At 68.4% G+C, this 16,041-nt stretch carries 17 protein-coding genes and 3 tRNA genes; 4 read left to right on the top strand and 16 right to left on the bottom strand.

Annotation, left to right across the window (positions count from 1 at the left end; genetic code table 11):
- Window positions 1–2 precede the first annotated feature (2 nt).
- The 8 genes from IEW13_RS00650 to IEW13_RS00615 form a co-directional block, all read right to left on the bottom strand.
- The gene (locus tag IEW13_RS00650; protein ID WP_188548990.1) at window positions 3–644 is read right to left on the bottom strand and encodes an aspartate/glutamate racemase family protein; all 642 of its coding nucleotides are present in this window, start codon (window positions 642–644) and stop codon (window positions 3–5) included.
- A gap of 181 nt (window positions 645–825) precedes the next feature.
- Window positions 826–2,058, bottom strand: coding sequence for a PucR family transcriptional regulator (locus IEW13_RS00645; protein WP_188548989.1), 1,233 nt, complete (start codon window positions 2,056–2,058; stop codon window positions 826–828).
- A gap of 149 nt (window positions 2,059–2,207) precedes the next feature.
- Window positions 2,208–2,280: transfer RNA gene (locus IEW13_RS00640), tRNA-His, on the bottom strand.
- 279 nt (window positions 2,281–2,559) lie between these two features.
- The gene (locus IEW13_RS00635; protein WP_188548988.1) at window positions 2,560–3,768 is read right to left on the bottom strand and encodes an aminotransferase-like domain-containing protein; all 1,209 of its coding nucleotides are present in this window, start codon (window positions 3,766–3,768) and stop codon (window positions 2,560–2,562) included.
- Window positions 3,769–3,825: 57 nt separating this feature from the next.
- Window positions 3,826–4,305 (bottom strand): FBP domain-containing protein, encoded by a 480-nt coding sequence (locus IEW13_RS00630; protein WP_188548987.1) that lies wholly within the window; start codon window positions 4,303–4,305, stop codon window positions 3,826–3,828.
- A gap of 233 nt (window positions 4,306–4,538) precedes the next feature.
- Window positions 4,539–4,611: transfer RNA gene (locus tag IEW13_RS00625), tRNA-Lys, on the bottom strand.
- A gap of 223 nt (window positions 4,612–4,834) precedes the next feature.
- Window positions 4,835–5,152, bottom strand: coding sequence for a GroES family chaperonin (locus tag IEW13_RS00620; protein WP_188548986.1), 318 nt, complete (start codon window positions 5,150–5,152; stop codon window positions 4,835–4,837).
- Between the two features lie 23 nt (window positions 5,153–5,175).
- Window positions 5,176–5,463, bottom strand: a complete 288-nt coding sequence (locus IEW13_RS00615; RefSeq protein ID WP_188548985.1) for a DUF3618 domain-containing protein — start codon at window positions 5,461–5,463, stop codon at window positions 5,176–5,178.
- A gap of 170 nt (window positions 5,464–5,633) precedes the next feature.
- Here IEW13_RS00615 and bcp point away from each other — a divergent pair, with 170 nt between their 5' ends.
- From bcp to IEW13_RS00600, 3 genes are all read left to right on the top strand, one after another.
- A complete protein-coding gene (bcp, locus tag IEW13_RS00610; protein WP_188548984.1) occupies window positions 5,634–6,110 on the top strand; it encodes a thioredoxin-dependent thiol peroxidase in 477 nt (158 codons plus the stop codon).
- A 170-nt stretch (window positions 6,111–6,280) separates the two neighbouring features.
- Window positions 6,281–6,362: transfer RNA gene (locus IEW13_RS00605), tRNA-Leu, on the top strand.
- A 112-nt stretch (window positions 6,363–6,474) separates the two neighbouring features.
- Window positions 6,475–7,716: an alanine racemase gene (locus IEW13_RS00600; protein ID WP_188548983.1), complete on the top strand. Its 1,242-nt coding sequence runs from the start codon at window positions 6,475–6,477 to the stop codon at window positions 7,714–7,716.
- Window positions 7,717–8,069: 353 nt separating this feature from the next.
- Here IEW13_RS00600 and IEW13_RS00595 read toward each other — a convergent pair whose 3' ends face one another.
- Window positions 8,070–8,420: a nuclear transport factor 2 family protein gene (locus tag IEW13_RS00595; RefSeq protein ID WP_188548982.1), complete on the bottom strand. Its 351-nt coding sequence runs from the start codon at window positions 8,418–8,420 to the stop codon at window positions 8,070–8,072.
- 235 nt (window positions 8,421–8,655) lie between these two features.
- Between IEW13_RS00595 and IEW13_RS00590 the strand changes: the two genes are divergently transcribed.
- Complete coding sequence (locus tag IEW13_RS00590; protein WP_188548981.1) at window positions 8,656–9,093, top strand: Lrp/AsnC family transcriptional regulator; 438 nt, start codon at window positions 8,656–8,658, stop codon at window positions 9,091–9,093.
- Between the two features lie 5 nt (window positions 9,094–9,098).
- Here IEW13_RS00590 and IEW13_RS00585 read toward each other — a convergent pair whose 3' ends face one another.
- The 7 genes from IEW13_RS00585 to mvk all read right to left on the bottom strand — a co-directional run bounded on the left by IEW13_RS00585 (window position 9,099) and on the right by mvk (window position 16,010).
- Entirely contained in the window at window positions 9,099–9,362 is a 264-nt protein-coding gene (locus IEW13_RS00585) for an addiction module protein (RefSeq protein WP_188548980.1), read from the bottom strand.
- 70 nt (window positions 9,363–9,432) lie between these two features.
- The gene (locus tag IEW13_RS00580) at window positions 9,433–10,668 is read right to left on the bottom strand and encodes a hydroxymethylglutaryl-CoA synthase (RefSeq protein WP_229744834.1); all 1,236 of its coding nucleotides are present in this window, start codon (window positions 10,666–10,668) and stop codon (window positions 9,433–9,435) included.
- A 45-nt stretch (window positions 10,669–10,713) separates the two neighbouring features.
- Window positions 10,714–11,760, bottom strand: coding sequence for a hydroxymethylglutaryl-coenzyme A reductase family protein (locus tag IEW13_RS00575; protein WP_188548979.1), 1,047 nt, complete (start codon window positions 11,758–11,760; stop codon window positions 10,714–10,716).
- 62 nt (window positions 11,761–11,822) lie between these two features.
- Window positions 11,823–12,878 carry a type 2 isopentenyl-diphosphate Delta-isomerase gene (gene fni, locus IEW13_RS00570; protein WP_188548978.1) on the bottom strand — a complete coding sequence of 352 codons (1,056 nt, stop codon included), beginning with the start codon at window positions 12,876–12,878 and terminating at the stop codon, window positions 11,823–11,825.
- Window positions 12,875–13,957, bottom strand: a complete 1,083-nt coding sequence (locus IEW13_RS00565) for a phosphomevalonate kinase (protein WP_188548977.1) — start codon at window positions 13,955–13,957, stop codon at window positions 12,875–12,877. The genes fni and IEW13_RS00565 overlap by 4 nt, the downstream gene beginning before the upstream one ends.
- On the bottom strand, window positions 13,954–15,051 hold the full coding sequence (gene mvaD / locus IEW13_RS00560) for a diphosphomevalonate decarboxylase (protein ID WP_188548976.1): 1,098 nt from the start codon (window positions 15,049–15,051) through the stop codon (window positions 13,954–13,956). Before mvaD ends, IEW13_RS00565 begins: the two co-directional genes overlap by 4 nt.
- On the bottom strand, window positions 15,048–16,010 hold the full coding sequence (gene mvk / locus IEW13_RS00555) for a mevalonate kinase (protein WP_188548975.1): 963 nt from the start codon (window positions 16,008–16,010) through the stop codon (window positions 15,048–15,050). The genes mvaD and mvk overlap by 4 nt, the downstream gene beginning before the upstream one ends.
- Window positions 16,011–16,041 lie beyond the last annotated feature (31 nt).

Below are 16,041 nucleotides of genomic sequence, written 5' to 3'. Positions count from 1 at the left end.
GGCTATCCCTCTACGGCTAGGAGTGTGTAAGCGATGGCCTGAGCCCGGACGAGATCAATCGAGGGGATCGTCAGGTGAGAGTCGAAATACGATTTCAAATGAATCGTAGAAAACCCGGTGCAGGCAAAGAGTATTGCGGTGGCGCCCTCTCCCTCCGCTTCTTGCGCACATTCCAGCAATGCTTTCCGGGCTCCGTCCGCATGCAGATCGGTCGCTTTACGGTAAAGCGGGTGAAAACGCACGGAGTGGAGCGCCGGACCCAGGGCGATTCTCATCTGATCCGGGACGGTTTCAGTGATGCCCAGGACTGCGACGGAACTCGAAATCATCCGTGCCGCATAGGCGCCGCTGACGCCGGCGCCGATCACAGGCAGAGACACTGCTTGACGCGTCTCCTCCAGAGCAGGGTCCGCTGCGCAGTTGATGGAAATCGCGTCGATGCGCTCGTCAGCTTCGAGGGTGCGGGCCAGTTCGACGATCTTCGGTACGGCCTGGGCTTCCGTGACCGCATCGTAGATCCCGAACGGCTGGTCCGGAATACATCTGGTCAGTGAGTCCACGGAGGACTCGTCCTTCATAAGACGGCCGTGCTCCTGGAGCACAGACTCGTCCTCTGTGGTGAGGACACGGATGATGCCCAGCATCGATAAGACCTCTTCGTTCCGGGAGGAATGATTCAAGTCGCGGCACAGGAGTGTGCTGCAGACAACATTCCGGCGTTAGTACGTCAACGCTATCCAGAACAGATCGTGTGTTCCATGCACGGAACATGCAGGATTTTCCGCTCGACGATTCCCAGGTGAGAAATCATGTTTCGTGCGCGTTTCAGGGACGCATCGACTCCGTTGCTTTGAGTGCCAGGTACAGGAGCACCTTGGTCTCGAAGGCGGCGAGATCGACTCCAAGCGTTTCTGAGATCCTGCCCAGGCGATAGGTGACGGTCCGGCGGTCGACCTGAAAGTGGTCAGCGGTACGGGTGGCGTTGCAGTCCAGCGCGATGTAGACCTGAAGTGTCTCCAACAGCGTGTGGTCTTTCCGGCGGAGCGTGTTGACCAGGCCAGCGGCATACTTCCGCAGTTCCGCCGAACGAGTCAGCGGGAAAAGAAAGGCTTCAACGCCGATGTCCCGTTGAGTGTAGACGCGGCCCTCGATCTGCTGCTTCCATGCCAGCCCCCGGATCTCATCTGCCTGCTGGACCTTCTCCTGCGCTTCCTCGGCATGCGTGAACGGTGGGCTGATTCCGACGGTGGCCCGCCAGCTTTCGGCCTCCAGCGCCCTGCGGAACCGGCTCTCGATCCAGCCTGGTGGAGCACCGGCTCCGACGTGTTCGAAGACGATGGCGCACCGCAGAACATTGCCGTCGTTCGGCAGGATATGCGGTTCTTGCCAATGGTCATGAGACCAGGAGTCACGAAGATGCCCCAGCAGTTCAAGTGTGTGGTACGCCGCGATACTGGCGTAATCGATGATCGACTGCTGAACATCGGAAGAACTGATCTGCCCGAAGTGGACCACCGCGGCTTGATAGTGTGCCTCGGCATCGTCGGAATGCTCGGGCCAGGCGCGCACCTTCTCCGCAGGATCGTCGGGAGTCAGGTACTTCCGGCGTAGCGCATTCATCGTACCCATGATGACGATGTAGAGCTTGTCGCCGATGATTTTCACCGAGTGCGGGTCAGTGGCAAGGGGCACCAACTCCGGCATAGACGACACGATGTGAACGAAAGCGAAGAGATCGCCCTGGTACGTCAGCGCGAGGAGGACACGGTACTCCTTGAGGCTCAGGTCCACGGTGCGCGCCCGGTAGAGGCCGACCGAAGATTTCCATTCGGCCAGCAGTTTCTCCCGGCGCGGATGCTCGGTCGCGGCGAAAGGGGTGAAGTCCGCGCGCCAGCTGTCAGGAGGCGCCTCCGCACTCGTATAGAGCAAGCGCCCCTGTGTGTCCTCGACGTATACCGAACCAGCCAGCTTCTCCGCGAGGTAGTCCAAAGTGGACTGAATTCGCGTCCGTTCGTTGAGTCCGGCTTCGAGGAAGTGCGCGGCCTGGTCCGCCACCATGATCCGCGCCCCTTCCCTTTCGCAGACACCTTCTTGAAAGTATCGCTCATTACACGCCGGGACGAGGCCTATGAGGCGTGCAGGGCGGGAATGCGGGGAACCGGTAAACGGAAACAGTCCAGGTCGTTCGACCTGGACTGTTTCATCGGGGTGGCTAACGGGACTTGAACCCGCGGCCCCCGCGACCACAACGCGGTGCTCTACCAACTGAGCTATAGCCACCATCTGCTGCGCAGGCAGCACCGACAATCCTACCCCGCCCGAGCGCAGTTCGCCAAACCCGCGGACCGGGGGCGCCCAGGGTCCGCCGGCCACGTCCGGCACCGGACCGGCAATGCACACGAACGGTACCGCCATGCGCGGGCGCCACGCCATCATGCGGTCGCGGCGACGTCTCCGAGGTCGGCGATGCCGATGCCCTCGAATGCGATGGCCATGTCCGGCACGCTACTCGCCCACCCCGCGACAGCCAGGTCGTAACCGCCCGGAGCCCGCCGGGACTCACACTGGCGCGGCCACCAGGTCCACGGCACGCTGCAGCCGCCGAACGCCCTCCTCGATCCGCTCCGGCCCCGAGGTGGCATAGGAGAGCCGCAGGGACTGCCGGAACGAACCGTCGATGGAGAACGCCGGGCCCGGGATGAACGCGACGCCTTCGCGGATCGCCGGCTCGAACATCGCCTCCGTATCAGCGTGAGCGTACCGGCCGGTGAAGGTCAGCCAGAGGAAGAACCCTCCCTCGGGGTCCGTGACCCGCGCATCGGCACCGAACGTGCGTTCCAGCGCCGCGCGCATCGCGTCCTTCCGCTCCCGGAACAGGCCCGTGGTACGGCTCAGATGCGCGGCCAGCTGGCCGCTGGCGACGAACTGCGTCACCAACCGCTGCGTCGGCATGCTGGTGCAGGTGTCCATCGCCTGACGTGCGCTGATCAGCAGCGGCTGCAGCCTCGCATCGGCGTCCACCCATCCGATCCGCAGGCCCGGCGCGATGATCTTGGAGAACGTCCGCACCGAGAACACCAGCGGATGTCCCGGCGCGATCGACAGGAAACCCGGCACCTCCTCTCCGGTGAAGCGCAGCATGCCGTACGGATCGTCGTCGACGATCATGGCGCCCCATTGCTCGGCGAGTTCCAGGAGCCGTCGCCGGCGCTCCAGGGTGAGGGTCACGCCGGAGGGGTTCTGGAACGTCGGGACGGTGTAGATCACCTTCGGCGGCTGGCCGGCTGACGCGACCAGGTCCGGTAGCGCATCCACCACCATGCCGTCCTCGTCCACCGGCACCTGCATCAGGCGGGCCCCGTAGCCGCGCGCCGTGACGCTGCCGTTGGTGTAGGTGGGGCCCTCGACGATCACGAGGTCGCCGGGATCGACGAACAACCGGAACGCCAGGTCCAGGCCCTGCATGCCACCGGTGGTCACCAGGATCCGGTCGGCGGAGGTCGGCGTGCCCGCCGATTCCGACAGCGCCAGGATCTGCTCGACGAGCGCCGCCTCGCCCTCCGTGGCGCCGTAACCGTACTTCCCGGCAGAGGGCCGGGCGTAACACTCGTCGAGCATGTCCACCGGCAGCAGATCGTCACTGGGCGCACCCACCGCGAACCGCACGATGTCGTGCTGCTGGCGGGCCAGCAGGGAAGCGCAGGAGTCGATGATCGAGCCGCTCAGGTCCGATGTCCGGCCGGCCAGCGGCAGCGGTGCGGAGTACATGGGCTCATCCTAGGACGCCCGCACCCACCCCGCCGCCGCGACACCCGGCGCAGGACGTCAGGCCATCACCTTGCGGGCAAAGGCCTCCGCTCGGGCCCGCAGGTTCTCCACCCGGCGGCCGATGAACGCCTCCGGATCCCCTCCCTCCACTGCGGTGGGGAGCCGCCTGACCAGTGCGGGGCAGCGGAAATCGGCGTGCAGCAGCGTGGCGACCGAGTTGCCCTGCCGTCCGCTGGCACCGGCACGGCGGGCGGAGAACATACGGACATCGGCGACGTCCGTGATGTCCTCGCACCAATTGCACATGGCCTGGTTCCTGGTGGAGGGGACTGCCCGCAGCAGGATCCCGCCCGGGGTCCCGTCCACCGGGACGACCGCATAGGCGCGCTGCGGCGTCTTGGGGTCGGTCCAGCCGAGGTACTCCAGCCGATCCCAGTCGAGGGTGTCCAGGTCGAAGGGCAGCGTCATCCGCGTGACATCGCGGCGGGAGGCGTTGACGAAGGACTTGGCGAGCGTGGCGTTCGTGAGTGCATCCATGAGGCATCTCCTACTGATTCGTTCCGTGCGCACGACGAACCGGGACGCCCGGCGCTCATCGCGGTGCGTCCGGCCCGCCCGTGCTGTGAGGGCGGGAGGAATCAGCGGGAGATGATGCAGGCCACGAGGGCCACTGCTCCTTTCATGGGGACGAACCCCAGGTCCTTCCCGGGAGCGAACCCGGGGATCAAGGCGAAAGGCTCCTCACCGCGCGGGTGAGGAGCCTTCTTTCGTACACCCCCCGGGACTCGAACCCGGAACCCACTGATTAAGAGTCAGTTGCTCTGCCAATTGAGCTAGAGGTGCGCGGCAATGCCAGATGAGTACTTTACCCACGTCCTACCGGCGACGCAAATCTCCATCGCCGCCCGCGACGGCCGAGACGCCCGCGGTCGTCTGCACCAGGGCCGGGAAAGCCACAAAGCCACGGCAGTTCTCGATTCCCACCGAAGATCGCCAGTGGTTTTTAGGAACGGGCGTGGGTTTCCCTGTCGTCCACGGCCGCCAGCCCCGGCCGGAGCGGCGGGTCTTACAGGTACAGCCCGGCGGCGGCTTCGGACTCGGTCTCGGCGATGGCGTGGACATCACGCTCCCGCAGCAGGATGTAGGTGTTGCCCTGCAACTCGACCTCGGCGCGGTCGGCCGGGTCGAACAGTACGCGGTCGCCGATGACGGCCTGGCGGACGTGCGGCCCCGCGGCCACGACCTCCGCCCAGCCGAGCCGCTTGCCCACCTGCGCCGTCGCGGGAATCACGATTCCCGCCTTCGAGGTGCGCTCCCCGGAGTCCTCGTCCACTTGCACGAGGATGCGGTCGTGCAGCATCCGGATGGGCAGCGTCGCGCTCATGGAGTCTCCGTGCCGGTCTTCGCTCACCGGCCGCGCTTCCTGAGCACGCCCGCCACCACCAGTCCCGCCACCACCAGGACCGCACCGCCGGCAGCGGCGATGCGCCCGGTATCGGGGCGCCCCTGGGCGTCGGTGAAGGCGCCGGCGGCCTTGTCCACGGCACGGCCTGCGAGCACATTGGGACGCAGCCGGCCGATCAGCTCGTCGATGTTGGACGCGATCCGCTGCTCGCGCAGGCGGATGGATTCGACCAGCGCCTCCTTGGGGGCGTCATCGACGGTCAGATCCGAGGTGTAGACGGTCGTGCTCATGACCACTGCCCTTCGCTAGTGCCTTCACGCTTCATGACTGTCTCGAGCTTATCCTGTCGGCCCCTGGCTGCGGCGGCGGCCGTGACGCAGACCGCGGCGCACTGTCCGTGACCGGCGGTAGAGTCGGGCCCAGACACCTCGCCCCTGCGAACACTGCGATCAGGAGAACCATGTCAGACGCGACTCGCCTTCAGGTGGGCCAGGAGGCCCCGGACTTCACCCTGCCGACCGCTGACGGGTCCTCCGTCACGCTCTCCGACTACCGCGGCCAGCGGGTCGTCGTCTACTTCTACCCGGCGGCGATGACCCCCGGCTGCACCACCCAGGCCTGTGACTTCCGGGATTCCCTGCCGGCGCTGCAGTCCGCCGGCGTGCAGGTCATCGGCGTCTCCCCCGATACCCCGGAGAAGCTGGCCGCCTTCGCGGAGAAGGAAGGCCTGAACTTCCCGCTGGCCGGTGATCCGGAGAAGACGGTCCTCACCGCCTGGGGCGCGTTCGGGGAGAAGAAGAACTACGGCCGCGTGATCCAGGGCGTCATCCGTTCGACCGTCGTGGTCGACGCCGAGGGCAAGGTGGAACACGCCCTCTACAACGTCAAGGCGACCGGCCACGTGGCCCGGCTGCGCAAGACCCTCGGCCTGGACTGAGCGCCTGCGGGTCTGCGCGACTGACCGCGCCTGGCGGAAAACCGGCGGGCCGGGTAGCGCAGACCGCGCTCTTTTGCCGAAGCAAACGCGGCTGCGCCACATGGTACGGTGAAGCCGGCTCTTGAGGGGCCGAAGCCTGTCGCGACACAGTTCTGCACGCGTCGCGGCTCGCGCGAGTGGCGGAATTGGTAGACGCGCTGGATTTAGGTTCCAGTGTCTGCGGACGTGGGGGTTCAAGTCCCCCCTCGCGCACAGGAGAAAAATGGTCTCTGACCAGGAGTTTGCAACTCTTGGTTGGGGGCCATCTTCGCATCATGGCGCAATTGTGTGGGTGCATAGGCGGCCGAGAGGATGAGGAGCACGCATGACGGACGACACGGTCACCTGGCGCTACCGAGCCTTCCCCGACCTTGGCGTGTCACTCACCGAGGTCGGTGCGCAGGGTTGGCACCTTCTCGACGGCGACTTCCATCTACCAGTGGTTGCGCTGCGGGCGACTGCCCTGGAGCGCAACCTCGAGCTGATGCGGGACTACTGCGCACGACACGATGTGCTGATCGCGCCGCACGCGAAGACCACGATGAGTCCGGCGCTCGTCGAGCGTCAGCTCGCCGGCGGTGCGTGGGGCATCACGGTCGCCAACGTCCAGCAGGCGAGGATCTTCATCGCCGCAGGAGTGCGGCGGCTCCTGATAGCCAATCCCGTCGTCGGCCCGGCCGACCTCGCGTACCTCGCGGCCCGTCGGCGGGCCGACCCGGACCTGGACGTTCTGCTACTGGTCGACTCGGTCGAGGCGGTCTCCGTCCTCGCCGACCGGGCGAGGGACGACTCGGCTGGCCTCCGACCCCAGCCCGTGTTAGTCGAACTCGGCTACGCCGGCGGCCGGGGCGGTGTGCGCTCGATTGACGACGGTGTACGGGTCGCTCGGGCCGTTGGCGATGCCGACGGGCTCGAACTCGTCGGCGTCGCCGGATTCGAGGGGCTGGTTCCCGGAGCCGACCTGGTCGAGCGCCGACGTAACGCCGCAGAGTTCCTCGAGTGGTCCGCGAGTGTCGTCAGTGAGCTCGTGGACCGCGGGCTGCTGTCGGCGCAAGGCGCACTGGTCTCCTTCGGCGGCAGCTCGTACTTCGACCTCGTCGTCGCACGGTTCCGCGAAGCCTGGAGCGGCGGCCGAGTCGAGGTGGTGCTGCGCAGCGGTTGTTACCTCACGCATGACCATGGCCTCTACGAACGCACATCACCCTTCGTCGGGCACGATCCGGCGCCGCTGCCGGCGCTCGAGGTATGGGCCGAGGTGCTGTCGCGGCCAGAGCCGGGTCTCGCGATCCTGGGCGCCGGTCGCCGCGATGTCTCGACCGACGCGGACCTCCCACAGCCTTGCGCGATCCGGCGCGACGGCCGCACTTGGCCTGCCGAGGGTCTTCAGGTCACCGCGGTCAACGATCAGCATGCGATGGTCTCCGTCCCGGAGGACGTCTCGCTAGAGGTCGGCGACCTCGTGTGCCTCGGCATCTCCCATCCCTGCACGACGTTCGACAAGTGGCGACTGATTCCGGTCGTCACGGACACATACGAGGTGATCGACGCCGTCCGCACGTACTTCTGAACGGGGATAGCTCTCCAGCCTCCCGAGACTGAATCTCCAGGAGTTTCTCGCCAACCTGAAGCGACTCGTCGAAGTCGAGTCGCCGTCGGCGGATCGTCGCGCCGCGACCCGCACAGCGCGTTCAGCGTCCTCCGAAGCCGGCTGGGCGGTTGCGCCGCCTGCGCGATTCCGCCGAGGACGTGTCCCCAACTGCGCAATTTTGCGTTCAAGCCGCCAGGGCTGCCTCTCCGCGGTCATGCCCGCTCCCTCCCAGCCGGCCCGGCTCCAGGTCCCGCACGATCACGGAAACCCACAGCTCCTGCTCGGCTCACTCACGTGCTACCGGCCTTGCTGGTGCGCATCACGCCCGGAAGCTAGACCGCCGGGGCATCGAAGTAGGTCGCACGCTCAGCGATCAGCTCGTCGCGCAGGGTGAAGAAGTCCGCGAAGCCGATGGAGACATCACGGCCGTCGTTAAGGCGTCCGTCGAAGCGCCCGGCGACCGCTGCCGTCGTCTGGTCGGGGCAGATGAGTCGTTCGATGGTGTGCCGTCCCTCGACGATCACTCGTTCCCCGCCATAGAAGCGGCGCAGTGCGTCGTGCCCCACCATCGGCGGGTATCCGGGTCGGCGGTAGATCGCGTCGGGAGTGAAGAGGTCGACTACCGCCATCGGATCGGGGCCGTCGACGGTTTCGTAGTAGCGGTGAATCGCGGACTCGCTCATCTCAACTCCCGCCACGCTGCGGTTTCATGCACTGTGCGTCCTTCTTGCTTGCTCGATCACGGATCTCTGCCGGGGGCAGTGACCTGCCCGGACCAGACCCGATCACTGTGGCAACAAGCCAGAACAGTGCGCAATATGAACGCATATGTCACACATACATCGCTTCACACGCGCAAAAACAGCACACTTACGAGATGATGATGTGCGTAGAACGCACATTCATTGAGGAGGGCGCATGGACGTACTGGACGAGCGCATTGTGGAGTATCTACGCCACGACGCGCGTACCCCGGTGACCAAGATCGCGCGATCGATCGGCCTGTCGAACGCCGCCACGGGGCGCCGGATCGCGCGGCTGGAACAGGATGGCGTGATTCAGGGATATGTCGCCGTGGTGAGCCCGGCCTCGACGCGCACGCTTGAGGCGTTCGCCGAGATCCGGCTTGGCGGCGAGACCAGCGGCGACCGGATGGCACAGATCGCGGCACTCATCCCGGAGATCTCCGAGTACTTCGTCGTCGCGGGGGACCCGGACGTGCTCACGCGCTTCACCGTCGACAACGTGGAGCATCTGCACTCGGTGATCAACACGATCCGCCGCCAGGAGAACGTGGTGGGCACGAAAACGCTCATCGTGATCTCCGCCTGGAACCGAGCCCTCGCAAGCAGGTGATACGACTACACGCCGGATGGCGCCCCGGAAGCCAACTCGGCCCGCAGCTGGGCATGCGATTCGTCCACGTCCAGCAGCTCGGCTTCGCCACTCTCGACGTCGTCGATACGGCGCCGCAGCTCGGCACGCCAAGCCGCATCGATCTCGTCTTGGGCGACGTCCGCGTCTTGGCCATCCAGGCTTCGCAGACCACGATGGATGACGGCGGCACGATCATGCTGACTAAGGGCGAGAAGTGCCTGCTCAACCTCTGCAGCGCTTTTGGACATGCCTCAAGTGTACGCCGCGCCGCTGACACGACTCGGGTCACTGGATGGACCTCGCCAGGCGCGCCGCTGCTCAGGCGTTGCGCTCGTAAAGGCGCCGGTGGCCGGAATACCCCGCCAGGCGGAACGGCGCCCGCGTGACCCGCGGCAGCTCGTGCTCACCGCCGTCCACGGGCACCTCGCGTTCGTGCAGCTCACGGTAGCGGGCATAGTCGATGACCTCCCTGGCCTCGATGCCCGCGCGGGTCTCCGCAGCCCGGCCGTGTGAGCGGTACCCATCCCGGACCGTGCCGGAGAAGAACTCGGACACGGAGCCCGAGCCGTAGCTGGCCAGGCCCACCGCCTGGCCGGCCAGATCCTCGCGATGGTCCAGTAGCGAGGCCAGGCCGTAGTACATGGAGGCGGTGTAGCTGTTGCCGATCAGCCGGTTGTAATGCAGGGTGTCTGCCAGCTGAGCAGCGGCTACGTCCTTCTCCACCGGCTGGCCGGCCACCTCGGCGAGCGCGACATGCGCTTTGACCGCCATCTTGGTGAAGGGCTGGTGGTAGCAGATCGTCGCGAGGTCCTCGAACGCCCGGCCACCGTGCTCGCGGTAGTCCCGCCAGGCGCCGGTGAGCGCGTCGATATATGCCCGGATCGACAGTTTCCCATCCACCAGAGCGGTGCTCAGGTAGTTCGGCCGCCAGAAGTCGGGGATGTCCCGGGTGTACACGCCGGAGAACGGGTCGAGTTCCAGCACGGCCGGATCCGCCGCCACCAGCATCGCCACGGCACCCGCGCCCTGCGTAGGCTCCCCGCCGCTGTCCAGCGCGTACCGGGCGATGTCGCTGGCGATCACGAGGACCTGCTGCGAGGGGTCCCGGGCGACCAGGCTCGCGGCGAACTGCAGCGCCGCGGTGCCGGAGTAGCACGCCTGCTTGAGCTCCACGGTACGGGCGGTGCGCGGCAGCCCCAGCAGGGAGTGCACGTACACGCCGGCGGCGGTGGACTGGTCCACGCCGGTCTCGGTGGCGAACAGCACCGTGCGGATGTTCTCCGCGCCGTGGCGCGCCAGGATCGGCGCGGCCGCGGAAGCCGCCAGCGTGACCGGGTCTTCGTCCTCGGCGGGCAGGCTCATGGCTTCCTGCCCGATGCCCACCAGGAACTTCTGCGGGTCGATCCCGTGCTGAGCGGCCAGGGTCTCCAGGGGCAGCGCATAGTGCCCCGTGGCGGTGGAGATGTCGTGGATTCCGACGCTTACCGTGCTGGTGGAGGTACTGATGGCTCTGACATCCTTCTCTTCACGGGCGCGGCCCGAGCGATCGGGCACGGCCACCGGTCCGGCGGGAACAGCGGCGGCGAGGCGGAACGACCCCTAGCGCTCGAACCGCAGGTGAGCGTTCATCAGCTCACCCGGGTTCGTCTGCGCCGCCATGAGCGAGAGCTCCCCGCAGAGCACCGCTGCTCCGACGAGAGCCGCCAGGCGCCGGGCGTTCTGCCCGGGCTCGCGCTCGTCCTTGCATCCTATGCGCTGAAGATTCTCCCCCACAAAGGCCAGATCCTTGCCGTTGCCGACGGTCCCGACGATCACGCTGGGCACGGTGCAGGAGAAGTAGAGGTCGCCGTCGCGGACCTCCGCGTGCGTGAGCCCCTGGGATCCCTCCACGATGTTCGCGGCGTCCTGGCCCGTGGCCAGGTAGAACGCCAGCAGCATATTCGCGTAGTGCGCGTTCGCCGAACGCAGGCTGCCGGCCATGATGGACCCGATCAGGTTCTTGCGGACGTTGAGCGCCTCGATCTTCTCCGGGGTGGTGTGCAGGCGCCGTTCGACGTGCTCACGCGGGACGAGCAGCTCGGTGATGACGTTCTTGCCGCGCCCGAGGATCCCGTTCACCGCGGTCGCCTTCTTGTCACTGCAGTAGTTCCCGGAGATCGACTCGTAGCGCAGGCCCGGGACGGTCCGCAGGATGTGCTCCATCAGCCGGTCAGCGGCCAGGGTGACCATATTGTGCCCGGCCGCGTCCCCGGTGGTGAACTCGAACCGCACGAAGAGCAGGTTCGCGGCGATCTCCACGTTCAGGTCGATCAGCCGCGCGAACCGGCTGCTGCCGGCCACGACGTCCTGCAGCTCGGCACGGGCGTCGTTGATGCGCTGCCAGGCGGCGTGGGCGGCTCCCGCGCCCTCCGCCTCGAACAGCACCGAGCGGGTCATCCGCTCGTCGACGATGGTGGCGACGATGCCCTTCTCCGCCAGGGTGGAGATGCGCCCGCCCCGCTTGACCGAGGGCCACAGGGTGGTCTCATAGGTCGCCAGCGGAATCTCCAGCTCCTCGGTGGCGCCGTCGATGGTGACCCGCACCGGTCCCACCCACTTCAGCGGTACCGCCGCGCTCGTCACGTCCGTCGTGTTCGCCTCGCTCATCGTCCTCCCCCTCCTTGGCTGACGGCCTCTACGCCGAAAGCCGTCGTTCCAGCGCCATGCGCTCAGGTCCCGCTGCGCCGCGCCAGTCCGGTCACGTCGATGCCGCGGAGCCGGCAGTACTCCGCCAGCTCCCCGGTGATCAGCACATCGGTGCGGCGCAGCGAGGGAACGTCCACCGCGCCCAGCAGCGCCATCAGCTGGGTCAGCTGCCCCTGCCAGCGGCGGATCTCCGCGATCAGCGCCTCGGTACCCTCCTGCACCAGCACGGCCAGGAACCTCCCGGACACCCCCACCGCCGCGGCCCCCAGGGCGAGGGCGCGCACGACGTCCAGCGGATGCCGGACCCCGCCGGAGCCGAGCACGTCGATGCCGTCCAGGCCGCCGGCCTCCAGCAGGCACGCGGGCGCGGACTGCCCCCAGCCGGACAGGTAGGCGAACTCGCCCAGTCGCCGCCGGTCGTTCTCGATCCGGGCGAAATCGGTGCCGCCCCGGCCCGCGACATCGGCGGCCGGCACCCCCAGGTCCCGCAGCCGCTCCAGGGTGCGCCGGCTCAGGCCGAACCCGACCTCCTTGACCACGACGGGCACACCGGCTCCCGCCGCCAGCTCGGCGATCCGCTCCGGCCAGTGCGAGAAGGCCCGGTCGCCCTCCGGCATCGCCGTCTCCTGCACCGCGTTGATGTGGATCTGCAGCGCGTCGGCCGCCAGCAGCTCGATCCCGCGGCGGGCCTGCTCCACGCTGGTCTCGGCGTTGATGTTCGCCAGCACGAAACCGTCCGGGTTCTCCCGGCGCAGCACCCGGTAGGTGTCCGCCTGCGACGGATCCTTGAAATACGCGCTCATGGAGCCGGAGGCGATCGGCACGCCGGTCTCCCGGGCGGCGATGGCCAGGCCGTGGTTGACCTCACCGGCGCGGGCACTGCCGCCGGTCATGCCGTTGATGTACAGCGGCACCGGCCAGTGGACGCCGGCGAACGAGGTGCGCAGGTCCACCGCGGCCACATCGCCGCCGGCCAGGGCGTGGTGGACGAACCGGACCGCGTCGAAGTCGTTGGCGCCGATGCCGGGCTGCTGGGCAAGGGCCAGCTCGATGTGCTGGTCCTTGCGCTCGGCGGTCATTCCGGCTCACCCTCGGGCGGGTGCACCTGAAGCGCCAGGTGGCGGATGTCCTCCTGCTCCCAGCGCCGCAACAGCGGGGCGAGATCCGCCTCGGCCGGCAGCAGGGCGATGCCGCAGTCCCCGCCACCGGCGCCGGAGGGCTTCCCCGCACCTCCGACGGCCTCCGCGGCGCGGCACAGCGCCGCCAGCTCGGGAGTCTCGATGTTCAGGGACGCCGCCGTGCTCAGCTCGGAGAGCAGGCCGCGGGCGGTGCGGATGGACCGCAGGGCGCCGGGCGCGTCGTCGGCGTCCAGCGCCGCGATCAGCCCGCTCACGCATGCGCCCGAGGCGTCCAGGAACCGTTCGTAGTGCGCGGACTGCCGCCACTGCCTGCCCGACAGCTCGGAGACGTACCGGGAGGTGGACGCCGGCTCTCCGGTCCAGCCGACCACGAGGCGCAGCGAGCGCGGCGCGCTGACCCGGCGCACGGACAGATCGGGCCAGTCGGAACCGACGATGGCGGCGACGCTCTCGGTGCGCAGCCGGGCGGCCAGCGCCTCCCGGTCGGGAGCGGAGTAGGCGATCCAGCCGCCGAAGACGCTCGCGGCGATGTCCCCGCCGGAGGCCCGCGGGTTGACGTCGATGGTGGCCAGCAGGGAGAGCTTGAACACCTCCAGGGGCGTCAGGTCGAGGCCGTAGTACTCGGCGACCGCCCGGACCGTGGCGACCGTCACCGCCGCGGAGGAGCCCAGGCCGAACTTGCGTCCGTTGACGTCGTCGAGCTCGCTCGTGATGGCCAGCTCGTAGAAGGACAGGGAGGTGCCCCGCTCGGCGGCGAACCGCTCAACGGTGTCGATGGCGACCGGGACGTAATCGGCGGGGCGGTCCTGCCGCTCCAGCACGATGCGGCCGGCATCGCGTCGCCACACCAGGGGCTGACGCCCGTACTGGTCCGAGTGGATCCGTCCCTGGTCCACGCTCGGAGTCAGTTCGACGGAGACGAAGCGGTCCACCGCCACGAGCACGCTCGGGTTGCCCGGCTCGACGACGGCGTACTCTCCCGCCACGAACAGCTTGCCGGCGGCCTGGCTGCGGATCACCTGGCGACCTCCTGCCCGTCGGCCCCAGCGACCCCGCTTCCGGTTTCCGGCGCCGGTCGCGTCCGGGGCCGAACGCGAGAGGCGGGGTCAGCCGCGGGCTCCCCGGGGCCGCCGGCGGTCTCGCCGGAGTACACCCGCACGCCGGGCCCCATGCCGGCGGTGATGATGCTCGCAGCGGGCACCACCCGCGCCAGGGCCTCGGCGATGCGGGAAGCCTGCCCGGCCGGGCACAGCACCTTCACGTTCGGGCCGGCGTCCATCGTGGCGTAGGCGGTCAGGCCCTCAGCCCGCAGCGCGGCCACGGCGTCGAGCACCGTGAACGAGTCGGCGCCCAGGTAACGGATCGGGGGGACCGCGCCCAGCATGGACGCGTGCATCCGCAGGGCGTTGCGCTCGGCCACCTGTCCCATGCCGTCGAGGTCGCGGGCTTCGAAGGCGGCGAGCATCTGGTCCAGGTCGTCGTTGCTGGCCTGGAGCCAGGCGGAGTAGAACGGCGAGGTCTCCGCGGTGGCGCGCATCGCCACCCGGGAGGACACCGCCTTGGCCGCGTCGTTGAGCACGACGATGACGAGCGCGGCATCGAGATCACCGGCATCGAGTCCCTCGGCGTAAGAGCCGGCGTCATCGCCGGTGCGCCACAGCGCGAAGCCCGGATGCACCGAGCGGGAGGCAGAGCCCGAGCCGCGACGCGCCAGCCGGGAGAGTTCCTCCAGATCGAGATCGAGCCCGAAAGCGGCGGAGGCGGCCCCCGCCAGGGCGGCGAACCCGGCAGCGGACGAGGCCAGCCCGGCACCCGTGGGCACCGTGTTACGAGACTCGACGACGACGCGCTCCCGGCGGCCGGCACGCTGCCGCACCAGGTCGAGGAAGGCGCTCACCCGGGCGCGCTGCCCGGCGCCGGCCGCACGGCCGTCCAGGGACAGCGAGTCCTCCGCCGCGGTGGCGTCCAGCCGCACGGTGGTGGTCGTCGGATAGGCGTCCAGCGTCATGGAGAAGCTCGGGCTCGCCGGGAGGATCAGTTCCTCATCGCTCTTGCCCCAGTATTTGATGAGAGCGATATTGGGATGCGCCACGGCGGTGAAGGTAGTCGTCAAGGCTGAAACATCCTGGTGTCGAAACGATAGATGCCTGCAGCGCCGGCCTCCCGGAGCGCCTGTTCAACCGTAGCAGAGGCCTCTTCCCCGGGAAGCAGCACGACGACGCAGCCGCCCTGGCCGCCACCTGAGAGTTTCGCCCCGAGCCCGCCCGCGGCCAGGCCGGCGGTGGCGAGCCGGTCGATCTCCTTGCTGGAGACGCCCAGACCGGCCAGCAGTTCCTGCGCCTCGTTCATCAGATCGCCCAGCTGCGTCACGCCGTCGGCCCCGCCGAAGACCTGCTCCACCTGACCGCTGATGGCGCCCAGCCGTTCCAGCGCCGCGCGACCCTGCTGCGGGTGCGCCGTCAGGTGGGCGCGGACATCGGCGACGGCGGAGCGGGTGTTGCCGTGCACGCCGGTGTCGGCGACGAGGAAGTGCGCGGTGGTGCGCACGCCCAGCCGGTGGGCGCTGCCGGACTGGAAGCGGATGGGGCCTTCGGCCGCGGTCGCGCGGGCGTCGAGTCCGCTCGGCGTGCCATGGGCGACGCGTTCGGCGTGCTGCACTAGTTCGAAGCAGAGCTCCTCGCCCAGCGGCACCCCGGCCAGATCGGCGATGGCCCGCACGATGGCGGTGGAGGTGGCCGCGGAGGAGCCCAGCCCACGGCCGGGCGGCACGGCGCTGTCCACGTCGACGGCGATGCCCGGCTCCAGGCCGAAGTGCGCCCGGGCGGCGGCGACGGCGGTCAGCGGGATCGCATCGGCGCCGGGCCGGCGGGTGGCCGGATCGCCCAGATAGGAGGAGTCCACGCGCGAGGGGCCTGAAGTCCAGGCGGCCTGAGCGTACACCGACAGGCCGTGCAACGGCACGGCGATGGCGGGGTAGCCGTAGACGACCGCGTGCTCGCCGAAGAGTATGACCTTGGCGTGCGCGCGGCCGTGGCCCGCACTGGGATCCTGGGTATCAATCGCTCTGGACAACTGGACCATCGTACCCGAGGCCGCCTGGGCA

Source organism: Sediminivirga luteola (assembly GCF_014639315.1).
GTDB lineage: Bacteria > Actinomycetota > Actinomycetes > Actinomycetales > Brevibacteriaceae > Sediminivirga > Sediminivirga luteola.
The sequence above is the reverse complement of the archived record's forward strand: the minus strand, read 5'-3'. Positions and strand labels throughout refer to the sequence as shown.